The following is a 20,311-nucleotide window of genomic DNA, read 5'->3' as shown; positions in this document are numbered from 1 at the left end:
CAGCCTCAGCAGGGCCGCAGCTTCAGCCCGTCACCCTTCTAGACGCGACGCGGTCGGGTTCGGTTCCATCGAGTCAACGGCGGAGCTCTGCGTTGAGCCGTGCGGCCTGACGCGTGAGGTGGTCGCGTTCGGGGAGGTTGGGCGCTGATCGGGCGGCTTCGGCGTAGAGCCGTGCCGCGGTCACCGGGTCCCCGTCGCGCTCGTGCAGGTACGCCGCGGCGGCGGCATAACGGGGCAGGGAGGGGTCGAGCCCCGCCAGGGCGGCCAGACCGGCCCGCGGGCCGTCCGCCTCGCCGACCGCGACGGCGCGGTTGAGGCGGGCCACCGGGTTGTCGGTGAGCCGCAGCAGTTCGTCGTACCACTCGACGATCTGCACCCAGTCGGTCTCCTCGGCCCGGCGGGCGTCGGCGTGGAGTGCGGCGATGGCGGCCTGAACCTGGAACTCCCCCAGTCGGTCTCGGGCGAGGGCGGCCTGGAGCACGTCGACGCCCTCAGCGATGAGTCGGGTGTCCCACAGGCCGCGGTCCTGCTCGGCGAGGGGCACGAGGCTGCCGTCGGCGCTGGTCCGTGCCGGGCGCCGCGCGTGGTGGAGAAGCATGAGCGCGAGCAGGCCCGCCACCTCCTCGTGCTCGGCCTTGGCCGCCAGTTGGCGGGTGAGCCGGATCGCCTCGACGGCGAGGTCGACGTCGCCGGAGTAGCCCTCGTTGAAGACCAGGTAGAGCACCCGCAGCACCGTGGCGACGTCACCGGGTTGGTCGAACCGGACGCCCGAAACGGTCCGCTTGGCCCGGCTGATGCGCTGGGCCATCGTCGCCTCCGGGACGAGGTAGGCCTGCGCGATCTGTTTCGTAGTGAGCCCGCCGACCGCACGCAGCGTCAGCGCGACGGCCGAGGCCGGTGTCAGAGATGGGTGCGCGCACAGGAAGTACAGCGCAAGCGTGTCGTCCACCGCCTCGCCCGGGCCGGGCGCGGGTTCGATCTCGACCAGCTCCTCGCGCCGCCGCCGAGAGGTATCCGCGCGGGCGGCGTCGAGAAACTTGCGCCAGGCAACGGCGATCAGCCAGCCCCGGGGTTCGCGTGGCGGATCATCCGGCCATACGCGTACCGCTTCGACCAGCGCCTCCTGCACGGCGTCCTCGGCCGCCGCGAAGTCGGCTCCGCGGCGGACGAGGATCCCGATGACGGTGGGGATCAGGGTCCGCAACAGGACCTCGTCCACCATGCGTCACTCCGTGACGGTCGGGGGCGCGGTCAGGAACGGGCGCAGTTCGAGCCACTCGTGGATCGGCTTCCCGCCCGCGCCCGGAGCCGCAGACAGCTCGCCTGCCAGCTCCAACGCCCGCTCGTATGTCTCGACGTCGATCACCATCCAGCCGGCGATCAGGTCCTTGGTCTCCGCGAACGGGCCGTCGGTGACGGGCGGCCTACCCTCGCCGTCGTAGCGGACGAACGTGCCGCCCGGGGAGAGCGCCTGCCCGTCGACGTACTCGCCGGTGCCCTCGAGCCTGGCGGCGAAGTCGTTCATGTACTGCACGTGGGCCGAGATCTCCTCCGGCGTCCACTGGTCCATCGGCACGTCGTTGACCGCGGCAGGCGCGCCGCGGTAGTGCTTGAGCAGCAGGTACTTGGCCATCATGTTCTCCTCGATGCGGTACGGACCATTGTGGCCGTATTCACCCCTGGGACGGAGCCGCGCTCGGGATCTCGACATCCCACCGCGAAATTTCCCGGCGATCATCGGCCGCGCCGGATCGCCGCTGCTCCGTCTGGCCTCCTGCCCATCGCGGTATCCTTCAGCGCAAGGTAGCCCCGCGCCCGATGGCGTCGCCCATCGGATCCTCGAGTGCGTGGGGTTTTGACGATGATCGCCGAATCGGCCAATCGCACTCTTGCTGTGTTCGTCCCTGGATGGGTTCTCGACGACGGATCGCTCGCACCACCCGCTCGCGATGACGTCATCGAAGTCGTGCTGACCTTCGACCCCGCCGACCCGACAGCACCAGGTGGGCAGACCGTGCGGGCAAACGTGCGGCCGGTGTTCGGACACACGCCGTACAGCCACCCGGAGGGCGGACTGCGGTGGCCGCTCGAGGTGATCGGTGACGGATGGTCCGCCGGATGGATGTCCGACCGGCCACTGGCGGGACGAGTCGAACTCACGGGACGACTGTTCGCCGACATCACCTGGACAGGGTCCGACGATCCCGTTCGGGTTCGGGGGCGGGTTCGACGGGTCCAGGTCGTCGAGCAACGCATCGACCGCACCGGCAGTGGGCTGCGCGCCGTCGACGGCACCGAGCGCCTGACCGAGGTCGAGTCAGCCCCGCACCGCTCCTGGTCGAACTGGGACACGCCCTCGACCGAGGACCACTTCCGGGGGACGGGAGTGCTGGTCGACCTGGACGTCGACGACGTACCGGCCACCGAGGCGGGGTTCGTCGCAGGCGCGGTCTCCGTCGACGGACCCGACGTGTGGGTGATGGACCGGTCGAATCCTGTCCTGCTGCACATCGATACGGCCGCGACGCCACCACGAGTCGTCGAGTATCTGCTGCCGTTGACGATCGAGTCGCCGAAGGACCAGTGGACCCGCAAGGTCCACGCCGACCGCGGCGGGTGCTGGATCACCTCCCGACACGAGGTGTTCCGCTGCGACCGCACCGGGGACGCGGCCGTGACCGTCGAACGCGTCTGTGCCGAGGGCGGTTTCAGCGTCGTCGTCGACGGGCGACTGTTCCTTGTCGGCTCCTCACGTCCGGCGCTGCATGTCGACCGCCGGTACGGCGTGGTGCGGGTCGATGCCGACGCCCACCCGGTGCGGATGCTCGACGACGAACGGCGGCTGGTCCCTGTCGATGATCCGGCTACCGTCGCCCGGGTGATGGGACATAGGCGACGTGCCGACAAGGCGCACGCCGCCGACGGCTCGGAGTGGATCGCCGTCGGCGACCTCACCACGCAGTCTCCGGACGGCACGCGCCGACGAGTCGATCTCGATGCGCGTACGCGTGGCACGGTGCACTGGATTCAGCCGGATCCGTATGCCGATCCGGCCAATGCGGACATCATGGCGCGGATCTCGGTGCGGATGCCGCGTCCGCGTCCGACGGACGAGGCGGCGGGCTCGTGACCCTGCGCCCCGGGCTCGCTGTCAGCCGACCGGCGCGGCCGCACCGCCGGCGGGCAGCGCCGACATCTCCTGCCACGCCGGCCAGTCGATCGCCCAGTCGTAGATGTCGCCGTCCGCCGCGGACAGCTGGATCCGGGTCCCGGTGACCTCGACCGGGTCGCCGTACAGCGCAGTGCCGAAGTACTCCTCGGCGTCGGTCAGCGACAGGTTGATGCAGCCGTTGGTCACGTTGGCCGCGCCCTGCACGCCGGTGGTCTCCGGGTTGGCGTGGATGAACTCGCCGTTGTTGGAGATCCGCACCGCCCACCGTTCGCGGACGTTCTCGTAGTAGGGCGGGTTCGACATGAGGAAGTCCTCGTGCTTCTCGCTGACCACGTGGACGCCGCTGCGGGTCACGTTGCGGTCCTCGTTGCCCTCGCCGTAGCTGACCGGGATGTCCATGATCGTGGCGCCGTCCCGCACCACCTGCATGCGGTGGCTCGGGGCGTCGGCCTTGACGATCTGGCTGCGCCCGATGGTGAAGTTCAGGCTCAGATCCTCGGCGCCGTACGCCCCGTCGCCGTAGTCGACGCCGTACAGCTTTGCCGCGAGGTTCACCGTCGTGCCGGGCGCCCAGTAGCTCTGCGGCCGCCAGTGCGCGCGGGAGCCGTTGTCGTCCGGCAGCCACGCCCAGGAACCCGGGGTCGGCGGGCTGGTGGTCACGGCGAGCGCCTTCTCCACCGCCGCCTTGTCCTCGACGTAGTCGCTGAACTTGAGGATGATCGGCGCCGCGATGCCGACCTGCTGGCCGTCCGCGATGTTGGTGTTCGCGGACGTGGTCGACTGCGGGGCCACCGTGGTGAGCGTGCCCTGCACCGGCACGGTCTGGCCGTCGGAGCCGATCGCGCCGCCGGACCAGGTGTAAGTCGCGCCGTAGCCGAGCGGTTCGGTGACGGTGAAGGTCGTCTTGTCCGCGGACAGCTGGCCCTGCACCGGCTTGCCCGCGGCATTGGTCAGCGCGACGCCCTGCAGGGTGCCGCGCGCCGCAGTCACGGAGACCGGCGCGGTCGGGCTGACGTCCTCGGCACCGGCCGCGGGGACCTGGGTGACCGCCGCGGTCGGTCCGTCCGCCGCCACCGGGTTTCCGCCGGTGCCGCCGCCGACGGTGCAGCCTGCGAGCACCGCGACGACCGCGAGCAGCACCGCGATCAACGAGAACCCGCGGGCCTGTCTTGTCCGAACACGCTGGATAACCACGCAGGCCACGGTACCTGCGCGGCCGATGTGGCCCACGCCTCGCCGACCGGGCACCCGCCAGAAGGCGCAGCTCAGATGGCGCAGCCCACCGTCACGGGCTCCGGTTCGAGGGTCACCCCGAACGCGTCCCGCACCCCGTCCCGGACCTCTCTGGCCAGCGCCAGCAGGTCCTCCGTCGACGCGGCCCCGCGGTTCGTCAGGGCCAGCGTGTGCTTGGTGGACAGTCGCGCCGCCGCTGCCGGCCCCGGGTGCCCCTTGGTGAAGCCGGCCCGCTCGATCAGCCAGCCGGCCGAGAGCTTGGTGCCTGCGTCGCCGGGGAACTGCGGCACCCGCACCTCGTCGCCGAGCCGCGCGGCGATCGTCGCCAACACCGTCGGCAGCCGGTCGCCGGTGAGCACCGGGTTGGTGAAGAAGGATCCGGCGCTCCAGGTGTCGTGGTCGGCGGCGTCGAGCACCATGCCCTTGCCCGCGCGCAACCCGAGCACCACCTCCCGGACCTTCGCCGCGGGACGGCGTTCGCCCTCCTCGGCCCCCATCGCGTGCGCGAGCTCCCGGTACCGCAGCGGCTCGCTCAGCCCGTCGGGGCGCACGTCCAGCTCCACCGCCAGCACCAGCGCGGCGTCCGAGTGCTTGAGCACGCTGGTCCGGTAGCCGAGACCGAGCCGGTCCGGCGTCACCCACCGCACCTCGCCGGTCGCCCGGTCCAGCAACTGCACCCGGCGCAGCAGGGTGCCGACCTCCACGCCGTAGGCCCCGACGTTCTGCACCGGCGTCGCGCCCGCCGACCCGGGGATCCCGGACAGGCACTCGAGGCCACCGAGCCCGGCTTCGACGGTCCGCGCGACGACGTCGTCCCACCCGGCGCCCGCCTCGGCGAGCACCGAGTCCGGGCCGAGCCGCACCGCGTCGTTGGCCACCAGCACCACCACCGCGTCGACGCCCCCGTCGGCGATCACCAGGTTGGATCCACCGCCAAGGACGAGCGTCGGGATGTCCGCCGCGTCGAGCGCGCGCACCACGCCGACCAGCGCGTCCGTGCTGCGACAGGTGAGCATCGCCCGGCCCGGCCCGCCGAGCCGCAGCGTGGTGAACCGCGACAACGGCACACCCTCGCTCAGCTCGGCACCGAACTCCGTCGCGATGTCATTCAATGCCTGCACGGGGTCAAACGGTAGCCTGCCGAACATGGCCCGCAGCATTCCGCATTCCGCGGTGTACCCCCAGCCCGTCGATCAGGTCCACCGCGCCCTGACCAGCGAGCGGTACTGGCGCGACCGGCTGACCGAGGTCGGCGGCGACGGAGCCGAGCTGGGCCACGTGGTCACCGGCGAGGGCACCATCGACGTGGAGATGGCGCAGTCCATCCCGGCCGAGCACCTGCCCGCCATCGTGTCCAAGATCCGCCCCGGCGACCTGATCATCACCCGGACCGAGACCTGGGGCGCCCTCGACGGCGACCGCGCCGTCGGCACGTTCAGCGCGCGGGTGGAGGGCCTGCCCGGCGCCGTCACCGGCACACTCACCCTGGCCCCCGAGGGCACCGGCTCCGCGATCACGCTGGACGGTCAGGTCGAGGTGAAGCTGCCACTGATCGGCGGCAAGATCGAGGCCGTCATCGCCGAGCAGGTGGTCGAACTCCTCGACGCCGAGCACGAGTTCACCGAGGGCTGGATCTCCGCCAACGGCTGATCAAGAAGGGGCTGATGTGACGCGGGTGACGCCATGTAATCTGCGTGCCATGTCACGCCCAATTGAGTTCACTGCCAACTACCAGATCCCCGCCGAAGCGGTTCATCGCACGCTCACCGACGAGCGCTTCTGGAACCACCGAATCGAGGGTGCCGCCGACGTCACCGTCGAGCGCCTCGTCACCGGCGAGGGCACCATCGACGTGTGCATCGCCCAGAAGCTCGACCCCAGCTCGCTGCCGAGCCTGGTCTCCAAGTTCATCAAGGGTGACTTCGGTCTGGTCCGCAGCGAGATCTGGGGGCCGTTCGACGGCACCCGCGCGGAGGGCACCTTCGTCGCGGAGACCATGGGCCTGCCGATCAAGGCAACCGGCTCCGCGGTCCTGACGGTCGCCGCCGACGGGGGCGCCACCATGAGCATCACCGGTGAGGTCGTTGTCAGCGTGAAGCTGGTCGGCGGCACCATCGAGGGCCTGGCCGGCGATCAGATCGTCAACATCCTCGGGAACGACCAGGGCGCGATCGAAGAGTGGGCCACCGCGAACGCCTAGTCGAGGCTATTCCGGGCGAATGAGCCCGACGATGCGGCGGGCCGGTACCCTTGCCGGTCATGGCTCGCCGCATCGACTATTCCGCCCGTTACACCCATCCCGCCGAGAAGGTGTACTCCGCGCTGACCAACCGGGACTACTGGGAAGCGCGGATGGTCGAACTGCGAAAGTTCTCCGACAACCACGTCGAGAGCTTCGAGGTCGGCGACGACGGCATCGACCTCGTCTTCCACCACATCATTCCGCGTGACACCCTGCCCGACATCGCGCAGACCGTGATGAAGAAGGACATGGTGATCACCCGCAAGGAGCACTACAGCGTCTTCGGCGACGAGGTCACCGGCACCTACTCGGCCTCCATCCCGGCTGGCCCCGGCAGCCTCTCCGGCACCATGGCGCTGTTCGCCACCGACACCGGCTCCACCCTGCGGACCTCGTCCGAGGCGAAGGTGTTCATCCCCTTCGTCGGGGGCAAGCTCGAGCAGCTCATGCTGGTCAACCTCGTCGACCTGTTCCGCACCGAGGCCCAGGTCACGGCCGACTGGCTCGCCGAGCAGTAAGCCGACCGTCATGGCCCGCCCCAAGCCGGACGGCGTCATCACCCGCGGCACCACCGGCATCAACCGGCTGCGCCGCAGCGATCGCTGGCTGATGCACCGGCCCTCGGTCGCCGACGCGCTGCACGCGGCCGTCGATCCGCTGGTCGTCGACCTCGGTTACGGCGCCCGCCCGCACACCACCTTCGAGCTGGCGTCCCGGCTGCGCACTGTCCGTGCGGACATCCGGGTGGTCGGCCTGGAGATCGATCCGGCGCGCGTGGTCGAGGGCCGCGACGGCGTCAGTTTCGCCCGCGGCGGCTTCGAGCTGGCCGGGCTGCGCCCGGTGCTCATCCGCGCGTTCAACGTGTTGCGTCAGTACCCGGAGGAGGCCGTCGCCGGGGCCTGGGCCAAGCTGCAGTCCGGGCTGGCCCCTGACGGGTTGCTTGTCGACGGCACCTGCGACGAGCTCGGCAGGCGCTGCGCCTGGGTCCTCCTCGACGCCGAGCGGCCGCTCACGCTGACCCTCGCCTGGGACCCGTTCGACGTCGAACGGCCCAGCGACATCGCCGAACGGCTGCCCAAGGCGCTGATCCACCGCAACGTGCCAGGGGAACCGGTCCACGAGCTGCTGCAGTCGGCCGATCGGGCGTGGGCGACCGCAGCCCCGCACGCCCCGTTCGGGCCGCGGGTGCGGTGGCGTGCCGCCCTCGACCTGCTGCGACTGCAGGGTCTGCCGGTCGAGATCCCGCGCCGCAGGCTGCGCGACTGCGTGTTGACCGTCCCGTGGTCGGTGGTCGCGCCTTCCTCAGAGAACGGAAAATGACGGGGGCAAAGGGGTGCGACCGGTCAACGACAGCAGCACCTCTTGGGCCTGCCCGGTCGCCACCGCGATCGCCGCTAGCAGGACCGTCACCTCGGCGAGGACATCGGCGGGCAGCGTGAACGGGACGCCGGCAGCTCGTGCGATGTCGAGGCTGTGGACCGCCAGCTCGAAGGTGCGGGTCGGCACGTAGCTCCGCAGCCGGATGCCCAGTCCGCCGGTGACCCTGATCAGCGAGTCCTCGACGCCCATCAAGTCCGACAGCGCGGTTTCGACGAGGCCGTCGACCGCGGCGGCCGGCGCCTCGCCCAGTTCGTGCCCGGCATTCCTGCCAAACTCCTCGATGCGGGCGGCTATCGCGGCGTTCGACGCCATCGACTGGTGGACGAGCGCGTAGTAGTCCGCCGCGCTCGCGACATCCTCGCGCTCCGCCGGCCTGTGCCGATAGCGACCCACCGTGCTGAGCGCCTGCGACGTGTGCCCAACCAGCGAACGAAGATCCCACGCACCGAGACCCGGCCCGTCCCAGGCCGACTCCGGGATCTCGTGGACAAGACCCGCAAACGCTCGCGCCGCTGAGCCGAATAGAGCGATCTCATTGTCCATAGCCCGGATTGTCGTCCGCGCGCCGTGAAAAAACACGAATACCGTGTGAGCAGATTCTTCGGAGACCGGCAGCGCAAGAGGGTCGTCAGCAGTCCGTCATCTCTGACAAAGCAGGCCGCAAGGAAGTCGACACATCCGACGTTAGCCTTGTCGGTGACCACGCACCTGCGAAGGGACCAGAGAATGCGTTCGACCCTGCTGTCGCGGAGAGACCTCGACTTCCTGCTCTACGAATGGCTCGACGTCGAGGCGCTGACGGAGGACCCCCGCTACCGGGACCATTCCCGCGACACCTTCGACGGCGTGCTCGAGCTCAGCGAGCAGCTGGCCACCCGTTACTTCGCCACCCACAACAAGAAGGGCGACGAGCAGGAGCCGAGCTTCGACGGCACCCGGGTCACCATGATCCCCGAGGCCAAGGAGGCCCTCGACGCCTTCGTGAAGGCGGACCTGATGGGCGCGGGCATGGCCTACGAGGCCGGTGGCCTGCAGCTGCCCGCCACCGTGACCGCCGCCTGTTTCGCGTGGTTCCAGGCCGCGAACGTCGGCACCGCCGCGTACCCGATGCTGACGATGGGGAACGCGAATCTCATTCTGGCGCATGGCACCCCGGAGCAGATCGAGACCTTCGCGCGGCCACTCGTCGCGGGCCGCTACTTCGGCACCATGTGCCTGTCCGAGCCGCAGGCCGGGTCGTCCCTCGGCGACATCGTCACCCGCGCCGAGCCGCAGCCCGACGGCAGCTACCGACTCTTCGGCGGCAAGATGTGGATCTCCGGCGGCGAGCACGAACTCTCCGAGAACATCGTCCACCTGGTGCTGGCGAAGATCCCAGGCGGACCCGATGGCACCAAGGGCATTTCGCTGTTCATCGTCCCCAAGCTACTGGTCGATCCCGACGGCGGCCTCGGTGAACGCAACGACGTGACGCTAGCCGGACTCAACCACAAGATGGGCTACCGCGGCACCACGAACACCGTGTTGAACTTCGGCGACGGCGCCCACACCCCCGGCGGCGCGGCAGGCGCCGTCGGGTACCTGGTCGGCGAGGCCAACCGGGGCCTGTCCTACATGTTCCACATGATGAACGAGGCCCGGATCGGCGTCGGTCTCGGCGCGACGGCGCTCGGGTACACCGGCTACCTCAAGTCCGTCGACTACGCCCGGCTGCGCGAGCAGGGCCGCCCCGTCACCGCGAAGGATCCTGCCGCCAAGCCGGTCCCGATCATCGAGCACGCGGACGTGAAGCGGATGCTGCTGGCGCAGAAGTCGTACGTGGAGGGCGCGCTGGCGCTGGAGATGTTCTGCATGCGGATGGTCGACGAGCAACGCATCGCCGAGACCGAGGCCGCGCGGAACCGGATCGGGCTGCTGCTCGACATCCTCACCCCGATCGCGAAGAGCTGGCCGTCGCAGTGGTGCCTCGAGGCGAACAACCTCGCGATCCAGGTGCACGGCGGGTACGGCTACACCCGCGAGTACGACGTCGAACAGCACTACCGCGACAACCGGCTCAACCCCATCCACGAGGGCACCCACGGCATCCAGGGACTCGACCTGCTCGGCCGCAAGGTGACCCAGCAGGGCGGCGTCAGCCTGCGGCTGCTGAGCGAGTCCATCGGCCGCACCATCGCGGACGCGGCCGACGGCGGCGGCGAGCTCGCGGATCTGGCCGAGCAGCTCGGCGACGTGCTCGGCCAGGTCGGCAAGGTCACCGCCGGGCTGTTCGCGTCCGGCGACATCGACGCGGCACTCGCCAACAGCTCGGTCTACCTGGAGGCGGTCGGGCACCTGGTGGTCGCGTGGATCTGGCTGGAGCAGATGCTCGCCTGCGAGGGCAAGACCGGCGACTTCTACGACGGCAAGCGTCAGGCCGGGCGGTACTTCTTCCGGTACGAGCTACCCAAGACCGGACCGCAGCTGGCGTTGCTCGCCTCGCTCGACCGGACCACGCTGGAGATGCAGGACGCCTGGTTCTGATCGACGCGCGATCGACGCGCCGGGACCGGTCAGGCCCAGGCGGCCAACGCGCGGCCGACCCGGCGTTCGATCCGGACCGACTGTCCCACCGAGCCTGCCTCGAGACCCGCCCGGTCGAGCCTGCCGATCGCCAGCGCGTCGCCGACCACCTCGTCGAGCACCCACTGCGAGATCCCGCCGTCGGCCAGGTCGAGCACCGTGCGCAGCGGTGTGGTGATCGGGAAGGCGCCGGTGTGTTGGCAGTCGGCGGGCAGCAGGTCGGCGCGGTGCACCGCGACCCGGTCGGTCCGGACGTGCACGGACGCACCCGCGGTCACGTGCAGGAACTGCGGGTGCAGGTGGCCGAGCCCGTACAGCTCGGCCGCGCTCTGATGCGAGACGACCGCGCCGTCGAATTGGACGCAGCGCCGCGCCACGTCCTCCAGGTCGGTGTGCGGCCACGGCTTCAGCCGGAACAGGTCCCTGTCGACGCGTTCCCAGTCGCCTGCACCGATCGCGCCGCCGATCTCCCCCGGCGAGTAGCCGAGCGTCCGCGCCTGCCCGGCGGTGAAGTACCCGGCCTGTTCGAGCGCGCGCTCGTACAGCCCGCGCTCCCGGTCCTCGTGGCGCCGAATGACCCCGTCGTCCATGACGCCACAGTACGGCGACTGTGGCGTGGATCACAGGGATTCCCCACAGCGAGTTCTCAGAGCCCCCACAGATTCTTCGGGAAGAATCCCTGCAATGGCCTCCACCGCGAACGCTACATACCGGGTCAAGAACTCGGGATCGAACAACAACCGCGCCCTCCTGATCGTCCTGATCGTGATCGCCGCGCTGGTCGCGGCCCTGATCGCCGCCGAGCTCTTCGTGCGGCACAACGTCAAGCAGTGCATGGCCGACCAGTTCGAGAGTGAGCTCGGGTCCCAGGTCGACGTCGACCTGAGCTGGAAGCCGGTGCTGCTCCAGGCCGTCGACAAGAACGTCCCGTACATCAAGATCACCAGTGACGACTCCAGCTTCGGCCCCGCCAAGGACATGCACGTCACGGCGAAGGTCAACGACATCAAGCTGACCGAGACCGGCGGCACAATCGGCAGCTCCACCGCCGACGTCGACTGGTCCACCGCGGGCATCCTCGCGACCATCCAGGCGCAGCCGTTCGGCCAGCTGGTCTCCGGGGTGACCGCGGACCCGTCGGCCGGCACGCTGTCCTTCCAGGTCATCGGGCTAGCGCAGCTGACCGTCCGGCCGCAGGTCGTGGGCGGAGCCGTCGATGTGGAGACCGTCGAGGCCTCGGTGCTCGGGCTCGGGCTGCCCACCGACCTGGTCAGCGGCATCGTCGACGTGCTCGGCGCCAGCCTGCAGACCCTGCCGCTCGGGATGTCGCCGACGTCGCTGACCATCACCGACGGCGGACTGCAGATGGCGATGGCGGGCGGCGCGTACACGATGCCGGAGGCCTCCCCCGAGGCACAGGCCGCGGGCGGCGGCTGCTCCCTGCTCAGCTGAGCCGCCTCGCGGTGGTCGGGGTGCTGACCTCGCTACTCGGCCACCGCGAAGCCGTCCAGCACCGCGCGGGTTCCCGACAGCCCCAGCCTGGTGGCTCCCGCCTCGATCATCTCCCGCGCGGCGTCCGCGGTCCTGATCCCGCCGCTCGCCTTGACGCCGAGCCGGCCGCCGACGGTCTGGGCCATCAACCGCACCGCGGCGGCCGTCGCCCCGCCCGCCGGGTGGAAGCCCGTCGAGGTCTTCACGAAATTCGCCCCGGCCCGCTCGGCGGCGCGGCAGCACTCCACGATCGCCTCGTCGGACAGCGCCGCGGACTCGAGGATCACCTTGAGCACGGTGGTCTCCCCGATCCCCTCCCGCACGGTGAGGATGTCCGCGAGCACCGCGTTGTAGTCGCCCGCGACCGCGGCGCCCACATCGATCACCATGTCGATCTCCCGCGCGCCCTGCTCCGCCGCGAGCCGCGCCTCCGCCCCCTTGATCAGCGAGTGGTGCTTACCGGACGGGAACCCGGCGACGGCGGCGACGGTCAGCCCGTCGGCGCGCAGCGGGAGCATCGACGGCGACACGCACACCGCGTACACGCCGAGCTCGCGCGCCTCCGCGATCAGTGCGTCGACGTCGGCGAGCGTCGCCTCGGGCTTGAGCAGGGTGTGGTCGACCATCTTGGCGACCCGGTCTCGGGTCAGCGGGGCGTCAGGCATACCGATGAGCTTGGCACAGCGGCAAACTCGGTTGCACCGCCGCCGCGCCCCCCGCCACACTGGGGTGGTGCTGATCCGACGTGAATGCCCCGCCGACGTCGACGCGATCGCGGCCGTGCATCGCGCCGCCTTCGCGGACCAGGTCCCGCCGGGAGCGGAGCCCGCGGAGCGACCCGGGAACACCGGCGCCGACGGGCCGATGGAGCCCGGTCTGGTCGCGACGTTGCGGGCGTCCGATGCGTGGCTGCCCGCGCTGTCCCTGGTCGCCGAGGTGGACGGCGCCGTGGTCGGGCACGTCTGCCTCACCAGGGCCGCCGTCTCCGGTCGCCCCGCCCTCGCACTCGGACCGATCGGGGTGCCACCCGAGCATCAGGGTCACGGGATCGGTGCGGCGTTGATGCACGCCTGCCTCGGCGCGGCCGACGCCCTCGACGAGCCGCTGGTCGCGCTGCTCGGGCACCTCGACTACTACCCACGGTTCGGGTTCGTGCCCGGATCGACGCTGTCCATCGACCCCGGCGTCCAGGAGTGGGTCTCGCACTTCCAGGTCCGCGCCCTGTCGGCCTACACCCCGGACCTGACCGGTGAGTTCCGGTACGCGCAGCCGTTTTACGAGGAGTGAGCGCGCGGCCAGGGAATCCGCGGCTACCGTGTTCGTATGAGTGCCGACCAACTGGCCTCCGTGTTCAACTCCGGCGCCGCCGAGTTCAGCTGGCTGACCCCGCAGGTCTGGGGCCCGGCCGGGCAGGCGCTGGTCTTCCAGCTGCGGCTGCGGCCCGGCGATGCGGTGCTCGACGTGTGCTGCGGCGCGGGCGCCTCGGCTCTGCCCGCGGCCGCCGCGGTCGGGCCGAGCGGCCTGGTGCACGCGGTCGACCTCGCGGACGACCTGCTCGAGGAGGGCAGGCTGCTCGCGTCCGATCGCGCCCTGCACAACATCGACTTCGTGCGCGCCGACGCCACCGAATGGGAGCCGCCGAGCACGGTCCCCGAGGCCGGCTACGACGCGCTGGCCAGTTCCTACGGCGTGTTCTTCCTCCCGCACATGGACGAGTCGGTGAACAGGCTGGTCAACCTCGTCCGCCCGGGCGGCAAGATCGGCGTCACATCCTGGCGGCGCGGCGCCCACGAGGACTACGCGCGCGCCTACTTCGACGCGGTCGGCCGACACGTGCCGGGCTTCGCGTCGCCCGACCGGGGCGGCGCCGCCGACCCGCTCAGGAAGCTCGAGACGGTCGACGCCCTTGGCTCCTGGCTCGCCGGGTTCGGCGCCGCCTCCATCGAGATCAACGAGCTGTCCAACCGGCTGCCCGCGACCCCCGAGCTGGTCTGGGCCCTGGCGCTGGGCAGCGCGTTGCGCGCACCGCTGATCGCTCTCGACGCGGGCACCGTCGAGTCCATCCGGCTGGAGTTCCTGGCCCTGCTCACCGAACGCGACGTCGAGACGCTGGATCTGGGCACGCTGGTGGCGACGGCCGTCGTCGAGCGCTGACCGGTGACCTGCGACACTGAGGCCATGAGCTCGCCTGCCTCCGAGGACGACCGCCGCTTCGTACTCACCCTCGGCACCCCAGACCGCACCGGCATCGTCGCCCGCATCTCGACGTTCCTCGCCGACGTCGGCGGATCCATCGTCGAGGCCGCGTACCACGCGGACCCCGACAGCGGATGGTTCTTCACCCGCCAGGCGGTGAGCGCGTCGTCGATCGACATGAGCGTCGACCAGCTCCGCGCCGCCTTCACCGAGGTCGCCGCCCAGCTCGGCCCGGAAACCGAATGGACGCTTCAGGATTCGTCCGAGCGCAAGCGCGTCGTGCTGCTGGTCAGCAAGGAGGCGCACTGCCTGCACGACCTGCTCGGCCGGGCCGCGGGCGGTGAGCTGCCCGCGGACATCTGTGCGGTCATCGGCAACCACAAGGACCTGGCCCCGGTGGTGGAGGCGCACGGGCTCGCGTTCCACCACGTGCCGTTCCCCAAGGATCCCGCCGAGCGGGGACCGTCCTTCGACCGGGTCCGCGAACTGGTCGACGCGCATGATCCGCACGCCGTGGTGCTGGCCCGCTTCATGCAGGTGCTGCCCGCCGAGCTGTGCGAGCACTGGGCAGGCCGCGCGATCAACATCCACCACAGCTTCCTGCCGTCGTTCGTCGGTGCCAGGCCCTACCACCAGGCCTTCGCCCGGGGCGTGAAGCTGATCGGCGCCACCTGCCACTACGTGACCGCCGACCTGGACGCCGGGCCGATCATCGAGCAGGACGTGATCCGGGTCGACCACTCCGACGAGGTCCGCGACATGGTGCGGCAGGGCCGCGACATCGAGAAGCTGGTGCTCTCGCGCGGCCTGCGCTGGCACCTCGAGGACCGGGTCCTCGTGCACGGCCGCAAGACCGTCGTCTTCAGCTGAGCGCCTCCGGCGCCGTTCGCACTCAGAGGCTGAGCAGCCGCTCGATCTCGGCGTTGACCGCCGCGGGAGCCTCGATCGTGGTCATGTGGCCGATCCCCTTGAGCCGGATGAGGCGCTGCAGGTGGCCGGCCTCGTCGAGGATGTCGCTCATCCGCACAGAGTGCACCGGCGGGGTCAGCCGATCGACGTCGCCGACCAGCACGGTCGTCGGCACCGTCAGGTTGTCCAGCGACGCCCCGATGTCGAGGCCGCTCAGCGCGGCGCCCCAGCCGCCTCGGGTGCGGGGCTTGCAGTCCATTACGATGCGCGCGGTGAAGTCGATCTCCTCGCGGGTCGATCCGGCCGCCATTGCGACGTATTGAATGCCCTTGCGGGTCAGCGGGGATGCGATAAGCGGGGCCCGCGATCCCAGGATCACCTTGCCGACCGGCGTCGGCACCGGTGGCAGCCGCCGGGGCAGCGGGATGACGGTGGTCTCGGCGACCAACCGGTCCGGGCCGGTGCTGGCCAGCAGCACCGCGCTCGCCTTCGCCTGCACCTGCTCCGGGTACCTCAGCGCCCACGACATGATGCTCATGCCGCCCATGCTGTGCCCCACCACTACGGCCTTCTTGTCGCCGGTGACCGTCGCGGCCAGCACCGCGGCGAGGTCGTCACCGAGGAGATCGGTGCTCAGTCGACCCGTGCCCAGGCCCGTCCGGCCGTGCCCGCGCTGGTCGTAGGTGATGACGCGGTACTTGTCGGCGAGCGCGTTCACCTGCGGGTACCAGAACGAGGTCGAGCAGGTCCAACCGTGGCTGAGCACGACCGGCTGCGCCTCCGGGTCGCCATACGCGAGCACGTGAATCCGGTGCCCGTCGGCGGAGGTCACGGGGATCACCTCGGGCTGCTGACTCGGATCCCTGAATGCCACGTTCGGCTCGCCGTCGACGAGCCGTACGGGGGTCTTGCCCCGGCGCGCCTTCACGGCCGCGCCCACCCCGACGATCGCCGCACCGGCCGCCGCTCCGACGAGGATCCGTCGCATCGAACCCCGTGACTGTGCCGTCACCTGTCCACCTCCGTGGTGTGTCTGATTGTTCTCGATTGGGCTGGTTGTCAATTGGGAAGGCGCCGCGCCGGGCCTCGGGCGGAGCTAGATGATGTGCGCCCGGCGCAGCAGGAGCGTCGACGGCCCGCCCACCAGGCCGACCTCGCTCAGGAACTCGATGGTCTTCGAACTGCCCTGGCGGAGCATGTCGTGGTAGTGCTTGTTCGCCCTGGCCGCGGCGCGGGCCTTCTTGGGATCGAGGCCCGCGGCCTCGTACACCTGGTCGTTCACCAGGCTGGTGACGATGAAGTACGCGGTCACCCCGAGCACCAACCGGATCCGGGCGCGGGTGAACCACGAGATGCCCTCGACGCGGCGGACGGTCTCCTCGCGGGCGAACTTGATGTGCCGGGCCTCCTCGAGGACGTGGATCCTGCTCACCGTCCTGGTGATCGGCTGCAGGCGCTCGTCCTTCACGAAGTCACGCTGCATCATGTCGAGGATCTCCTCGGCGAACAGCGTGCCCCCGTAGGCGAGCGAGCCGCTGGCCGTCGCCTTGAAGGCGCGCGCGGCCTCACGGACCCACCTCTTGGGTCGGTACGACGGGACGCCGAAGCGCTGCGCCGACCTGGCGAACATGGTCGAGTGCCTACACTCGTCGGCGATCTCGGTGAGCGCGAACTGCACGTGCGGCTCGGACGGATCGTGCGAGTAGATGTCACGCAGCAGCATCTGCATGAGGATCATCTCGAACCAGATTCCGGTGCCCGCGACGCTGGCGACCTCATGCATGGTGAGGGTGATCCGCTGGTGCTCGGTCATCGATTCCCACAGGTCGGTGCCATAGAGGCTGGACCATTCCGGCGTCATGCCGTACAGGCCCTCGGGGATCGGCGCCTCCCAGTCGACCTCGATGAGCGGGTCGTAGGACTTCCGGGCCGCCGACGCCAGCAACCGGCTGGCGGTCTCCTGACGTTCGCCTGCCCTGGCCGCGCGCGATCCTGACCTGTTCACGGTCTTGCGTTCGTGAATGATCGACATCGCCACTCCTCGGCATCGGATCCGGTGATGCGCGCCGGCATCGCCTCACTCAAGGATGCGCGGCGGCAATGTCCGTTGTCAAGGGTTATATGTAACTGTTATTCGCAGATATTCTTCGGCTCGCGCAGGGCGTCGACCTACCAGCGCGGCCCGCGCTGGACCTCGTCCACTCGCGGCCGCACGTCGACCAGGTAGACGCAAATCGCCACGACCGCGATCATCCAGAAGAGCATCCCGAAGGGCAGCAGCAGCACCAGCAGCGCCACGAGCAAGATGCCCAGCCAGATCGGCTTGCTCAACTTGTCGACCGCGGTGAAGGCGTCCGTGCGCTGCCGGATCGCGTGGAACACCGCGAAAACGCCCGCCGCGATGGAGGCGAGCTGGAGCGCGAGCATGATCAGGCCGGTGAGGCCATTGACGGTCGGCATGGCATCCATCCTACGAGTTCGGCCCCCGCGCAAGGTGATGCGCGGGGGCCGAACTCGATTCAGCTGTGCGAAACGTCAGCTGGTTGCCTTCTTGGCCGGAGCCTTCTTGGCGGGAGCCTTGGCCGCGGTGGCGGCGGGCTTCGCGGCGGCGGGCTTGGCAGGCGCCTTCTTGGCCGGAGCCTTCTTGACCGGTGCCTTCGCGGCGGCGGTGTCGACCTTCGCGGCGGCGGTCTTGGTGGTGGACTCCGCCTTCTCACCCGCACCGACGAAGCGGCTGGCGACGCTCTCGCCCGCCTCGGTCACGGCGTCGCTGACCTCGTCGGCGACATCGCTGATGCGCTCCGCGGCACGGCCCGCAAACTTGGCGGCCTGCTCGCCGACGGCCCGAGTCTGGCGGGCGACGGTGCCGAGCGCCTCCTCGGTCAGGGTCGCGGCCTCGCCAAGGACCGACTCGGCCCGCTCGATGCCCTCTTCGACCGCGGACTGCTTGCGCAGCCGCTCGACGGTCTCCTCGCCGCGCTCGGCGAGCGAGCTGTAGATGTCGGAGGCGACCTTCAGGTATGCCTCGGCGACCTTGCGCAGCTCCTCGGCGGTGAACTTCTCGCGCAGCTCGGCAAGCTCCTCGGGCAGCTCGGACGGCAGGCCGGCCAGCTTCTCGCGCAGGTCCTGCACGCCCTCGGTGAGGTCGCCGGTCAGCTTCTCGAAGCGCTCACGGGCGGCGTCGACCGTGAGGGCGTCGTCACCGGTTGCGGTGGCGCGGCTGCGCACCTGGGCGACAACGTCGGCGACGGCCTGGACGACGACATCGCCCGCGCCGACGGCGGCGTACAACGGGGTCTTCACGCTGTCGAGACCTTTGAGATCAGTCATTCTTCGTTCTCCTGTTCGTCGGGCTGGGTATCGAGACGCGGGTTGTTCTCGCGTCGAAACGATTCGTAGATTTCAAGGAGGACCTGCTTCTGCCGCTCCGTGACGGAGGCATCGGAGAGCAGGGCATCCCGCACCGGACTGGCTGGGCGATCTTCGAGAAATCCAGCCCGCATGTACAACACCTCCGCGGATACGCGGAGTCCCTTCGCGATCTGCCCGAGCACCTCTGCCGAGGGCTTGCGCAACCCACGCTCGATCTGACTCAGGTAGGGGTTGCTGACGCCTGCGAGCTGCGAGAGCTGCCGCAACGAAACCTGAGCGGCCTCTCGCTGCGACTTGATGAAGCTGCCGATGTCCTGCGCCGCGGAGCTGACCACCCGCGCGGCCACATCACCTGCGCCGGTGGGTGTTTCGTCGGACATCATGCTCCCTACCTGGTGGGTGCATCCCACGGTACGGGAGAGTGCTAACTATTGCAAGCACCACAGTTAGCACTGAGTTGCGGTCAGGTGAACAGCAGTTGCGAGACCGTGTGGATCGTCAGCCCGGCGAGCGCACCGACCACGGTGCCGTTGATCCGGATGAACTGCAGGTCCCGGCCGACCTGCAGCTCGATCTTGCGGCTGGCCTCCTCCGCGTCCCAGCGCGCCACCGTGTCGGTGATGACCCCGGTGATCTCCTCGGTGTAGTTGGCGGCGACGTACCGCACCCCGCTGTCGAGCCAGCCGTCGACCTTGGTGCGCAGTTCGTCGTCGTCGCGCAGCCGCTCCCCCAAGCGGATCACGGTGTCGCGGGTCTTGGCCCGCAGCGTGCTGTTCGGGTCGTCGACCGACTCGAGGATCATCCGCTTGGCCACCTTCCATGCGGCCTCGGCGGCGCCGGTGACCTCCTTGCGGCCCATGATCTCGGCCTTGACCTTCTCGGCCTTGGCCATGGTCGCCGGGTCGTTCTGCAGGTCGTTCGCGAAGTCGACGAGGAACCGGTTCGCCGCCAGCCGCACCTCGTGCTCCGGATTCGAGCGCACCTTCCAGGTGAACTCCACCAGCTCCTTGTAGATCTTCTCGCCGAGCAGCGCGTCCACGAACTTCGGCGTCCAGGCGGGGCTGTCCCTGTCGATGATCCGGTCGATCGTCTCCTGGCTGCCAAGCGCCCACTGGTGCGCGCGCTCCGCGAGCAGGTCCAGCAGCGGCAGCTGACGGTTCTCCTTGAGCAGCTCCGCGAGCACCTTGCCGATCGGCGGACCCCAGGCCGGTTCGGCGAGCCTGCGGACGATGGTGCTGTCGATGATCTGCTGCACGTCCTCGTCCCGGAGCACGGAGACGAACCCGCGCAGGATCGTCGCCGTCTCGGCCGCCACCCTGCTCGCGTGCGCCGGCTGCGCCAACCAGGTGCCGACACGCAGCGGGATCTGCGCGGCCTCCACCTTCTGCGACACCACGTCAGGCGCGAGGAAGTTCTGCCCGACGAAGCTGCTCAGGTTCGAGCCGAGCTGGTCCTTCTTCTTCTTGATGATCGCGGTGTGCGGGATCGGCAGCCCGAGCGGATGCCGGAACAGCGCCGTCACGGCGAACCAGTCCGCCAGCGCACCGACCATGCCCGCCTCGGACGCGGCCCGCACGTAGCCGACCCATGCAGGCGCGCCCCTGGTCTCCTGCCAGCGGGCCACCAGGTACACCACGGTGGCCAGGACGAGGAACCCCGTGGCGAGGGCCTTCATCCTGCGGAGGTCACGCTTCTTGGCGGCGTCATCGACGGTGAGCAACTGCACCAGGCCCATTGTGCCGAATGTCGCGGCC

General features: G+C 69.9%; 23 protein-coding genes. 10 read left to right on the top strand and 13 right to left on the bottom strand.

The features are described from left to right. Positions 1-73: 73 nt before the first annotated feature. Together ACFXMV_RS18710 and ACFXMV_RS18705 are read right to left on the bottom strand one after the other, a co-directional pair. A complete protein-coding gene (locus ACFXMV_RS18710; protein WP_378500151.1) occupies positions 74-1,219 on the bottom strand; it encodes an RNA polymerase sigma factor in 1,146 nt (381 codons plus the stop codon). A gap of 6 nt (positions 1,220-1,225) precedes the next feature. Beyond that, positions 1,226-1,633 (bottom strand): YciI family protein, encoded by a 408-nt coding sequence (locus ACFXMV_RS18705; protein ID WP_378500152.1) that lies wholly within the window; start codon positions 1,631-1,633, stop codon positions 1,226-1,228. Positions 1,634-1,861: 228 nt separating this feature from the next. Here ACFXMV_RS18705 and ACFXMV_RS18700 point away from each other — a divergent pair, with 228 nt between their 5' ends. Next, positions 1,862-3,130, top strand: coding sequence for a hypothetical protein (locus ACFXMV_RS18700; protein WP_378503448.1), 1,269 nt, complete (start codon positions 1,862-1,864; stop codon positions 3,128-3,130). A gap of 21 nt (positions 3,131-3,151) precedes the next feature. Here the strand turns inward: ACFXMV_RS18700 and ACFXMV_RS18695 are convergent, their stop codons facing one another. Both ACFXMV_RS18695 and ACFXMV_RS18690 read right to left on the bottom strand, forming a co-directional pair. Continuing rightward, positions 3,152-4,321, bottom strand: coding sequence for an Ig-like domain-containing protein (locus ACFXMV_RS18695; RefSeq protein ID WP_378500153.1), 1,170 nt, complete (start codon positions 4,319-4,321; stop codon positions 3,152-3,154). A 116-nt stretch (positions 4,322-4,437) separates the two neighbouring features. After that, a complete protein-coding gene (locus ACFXMV_RS18690; protein ID WP_378500154.1) occupies positions 4,438-5,553 on the bottom strand; it encodes a UDP-N-acetylmuramate dehydrogenase in 1,116 nt (371 codons plus the stop codon). Here ACFXMV_RS18690 and ACFXMV_RS18685 point away from each other — a divergent pair. Genes ACFXMV_RS18685 through ACFXMV_RS18670 form a run of 4 tightly spaced genes read left to right on the top strand, consistent with a single transcriptional unit; the run spans position 5,552 to position 7,967 of the window. After that, positions 5,552-6,055 carry a DUF2505 domain-containing protein gene (locus tag ACFXMV_RS18685; protein ID WP_378500147.1) on the top strand — a complete coding sequence of 168 codons (504 nt, stop codon included), beginning with the start codon at positions 5,552-5,554 and terminating at the stop codon, positions 6,053-6,055. The genes ACFXMV_RS18690 and ACFXMV_RS18685 overlap by 2 nt on opposite strands. A 49-nt stretch (positions 6,056-6,104) precedes the next feature. Beyond that, the gene (locus ACFXMV_RS18680; protein WP_378500148.1) at positions 6,105-6,605 is read left to right on the top strand and encodes a DUF2505 domain-containing protein; all 501 of its coding nucleotides are present in this window, start codon (positions 6,105-6,107) and stop codon (positions 6,603-6,605) included. A gap of 59 nt (positions 6,606-6,664) precedes the next feature. Further along, positions 6,665-7,165, top strand: coding sequence for a DUF2505 domain-containing protein (locus tag ACFXMV_RS18675; protein WP_378500149.1), 501 nt, complete (start codon positions 6,665-6,667; stop codon positions 7,163-7,165). Positions 7,166-7,175: 10 nt separating this feature from the next. After that, a complete protein-coding gene (locus tag ACFXMV_RS18670; RefSeq protein ID WP_378503447.1) occupies positions 7,176-7,967 on the top strand; it encodes a class I SAM-dependent methyltransferase in 792 nt (263 codons plus the stop codon). On the opposite strand, the gene ACFXMV_RS18665 is transcribed toward ACFXMV_RS18670, so the two are convergent. Continuing rightward, a complete protein-coding gene (locus tag ACFXMV_RS18665; RefSeq protein WP_378503446.1) occupies positions 7,950-8,570 on the bottom strand; it encodes a maleylpyruvate isomerase N-terminal domain-containing protein in 621 nt (206 codons plus the stop codon). The genes ACFXMV_RS18670 and ACFXMV_RS18665 overlap by 18 nt on opposite strands. Before the next feature lie 183 nt (positions 8,571-8,753). On the opposite strand from ACFXMV_RS18665, the gene ACFXMV_RS18660 reads away from it, so the two are divergent. Further along, positions 8,754-10,550 carry an acyl-CoA dehydrogenase gene (locus tag ACFXMV_RS18660; protein WP_378500243.1) on the top strand — a complete coding sequence of 599 codons (1,797 nt, stop codon included), beginning with the start codon at positions 8,754-8,756 and terminating at the stop codon, positions 10,548-10,550. A gap of 29 nt (positions 10,551-10,579) precedes the next feature. Here ACFXMV_RS18660 and ACFXMV_RS18655 read toward each other — a convergent pair whose 3' ends face one another. Continuing rightward, on the bottom strand, positions 10,580-11,179 hold the full coding sequence (locus tag ACFXMV_RS18655; RefSeq protein ID WP_378500242.1) for a hypothetical protein: 600 nt from the start codon (positions 11,177-11,179) through the stop codon (positions 10,580-10,582). Positions 11,180-11,273: 94 nt separating this feature from the next. On the opposite strand from ACFXMV_RS18655, the gene ACFXMV_RS18650 reads away from it, so the two are divergent. Then, on the top strand, positions 11,274-12,041 hold the full coding sequence (locus ACFXMV_RS18650) for a DUF2993 domain-containing protein (RefSeq protein ID WP_378500241.1): 768 nt from the start codon (positions 11,274-11,276) through the stop codon (positions 12,039-12,041). Between the two features lie 32 nt (positions 12,042-12,073). On the opposite strand, the gene deoC is transcribed toward ACFXMV_RS18650, so the two are convergent. Beyond that, a complete protein-coding gene (deoC, locus tag ACFXMV_RS18645; protein WP_378500240.1) occupies positions 12,074-12,745 on the bottom strand; it encodes a deoxyribose-phosphate aldolase in 672 nt (223 codons plus the stop codon). 67 nt (positions 12,746-12,812) lie between these two features. On the opposite strand from deoC, the gene ACFXMV_RS18640 reads away from it, so the two are divergent. The 3 genes from ACFXMV_RS18640 to purU are packed head-to-tail and all read left to right on the top strand — an operon-like array spanning position 12,813 to position 15,146. Then, complete coding sequence (locus tag ACFXMV_RS18640; protein ID WP_378500239.1) at positions 12,813-13,367, top strand: GNAT family N-acetyltransferase; 555 nt, start codon at positions 12,813-12,815, stop codon at positions 13,365-13,367. 36 nt (positions 13,368-13,403) lie between these two features. Then, on the top strand, positions 13,404-14,234 hold the full coding sequence (locus ACFXMV_RS18635; protein ID WP_378500238.1) for a class I SAM-dependent methyltransferase: 831 nt from the start codon (positions 13,404-13,406) through the stop codon (positions 14,232-14,234). Positions 14,235-14,258: 24 nt separating this feature from the next. Continuing rightward, entirely contained in the window at positions 14,259-15,146 is an 888-nt protein-coding gene (gene purU / locus ACFXMV_RS18630) for a formyltetrahydrofolate deformylase (RefSeq protein ID WP_378500237.1), read from the top strand. A 22-nt stretch (positions 15,147-15,168) separates the two neighbouring features. On the opposite strand, the gene ACFXMV_RS18625 is transcribed toward purU, so the two are convergent. The 6 genes from ACFXMV_RS18625 to ACFXMV_RS18600 form a co-directional block, all read right to left on the bottom strand. After that, positions 15,169-16,197 (bottom strand): alpha/beta fold hydrolase, encoded by a 1,029-nt coding sequence (locus ACFXMV_RS18625; RefSeq protein WP_378500236.1) that lies wholly within the window; start codon positions 16,195-16,197, stop codon positions 15,169-15,171. An 84-nt stretch (positions 16,198-16,281) separates the two neighbouring features. Further along, positions 16,282-17,217, bottom strand: a complete 936-nt coding sequence (locus tag ACFXMV_RS18620) for a diiron oxygenase (RefSeq protein ID WP_378503445.1) — start codon at positions 17,215-17,217, stop codon at positions 16,282-16,284. 137 nt (positions 17,218-17,354) lie between these two features. After that, positions 17,355-17,645, bottom strand: coding sequence for a DUF2516 family protein (locus ACFXMV_RS18615; RefSeq protein WP_378503444.1), 291 nt, complete (start codon positions 17,643-17,645; stop codon positions 17,355-17,357). 75 nt (positions 17,646-17,720) lie between these two features. After that, positions 17,721-18,515: a heparin-binding hemagglutinin gene (locus ACFXMV_RS18610; RefSeq protein WP_378499581.1), complete on the bottom strand. Its 795-nt coding sequence runs from the start codon at positions 18,513-18,515 to the stop codon at positions 17,721-17,723. Continuing rightward, entirely contained in the window at positions 18,512-18,940 is a 429-nt protein-coding gene (locus ACFXMV_RS18605; RefSeq protein WP_378499580.1) for a helix-turn-helix domain-containing protein, read from the bottom strand. The genes ACFXMV_RS18610 and ACFXMV_RS18605 overlap by 4 nt, the downstream gene beginning before the upstream one ends. An 80-nt stretch (positions 18,941-19,020) precedes the next feature. After that, positions 19,021-20,292, bottom strand: coding sequence for a DUF445 domain-containing protein (locus tag ACFXMV_RS18600; protein WP_378499582.1), 1,272 nt, complete (start codon positions 20,290-20,292; stop codon positions 19,021-19,023). Between the last annotated feature and the right edge of the window lie 19 nt (positions 20,293-20,311).

Origin of the sequence: Rhodococcus sp. NPDC059179 (assembly GCF_042754885.1) — a bacterium.
GTDB lineage: Bacteria > Actinomycetota > Actinomycetes > Mycobacteriales > Mycobacteriaceae > Rhodococcus_G.
This window is presented reverse-complemented; position numbering and strand designations above follow the sequence as displayed.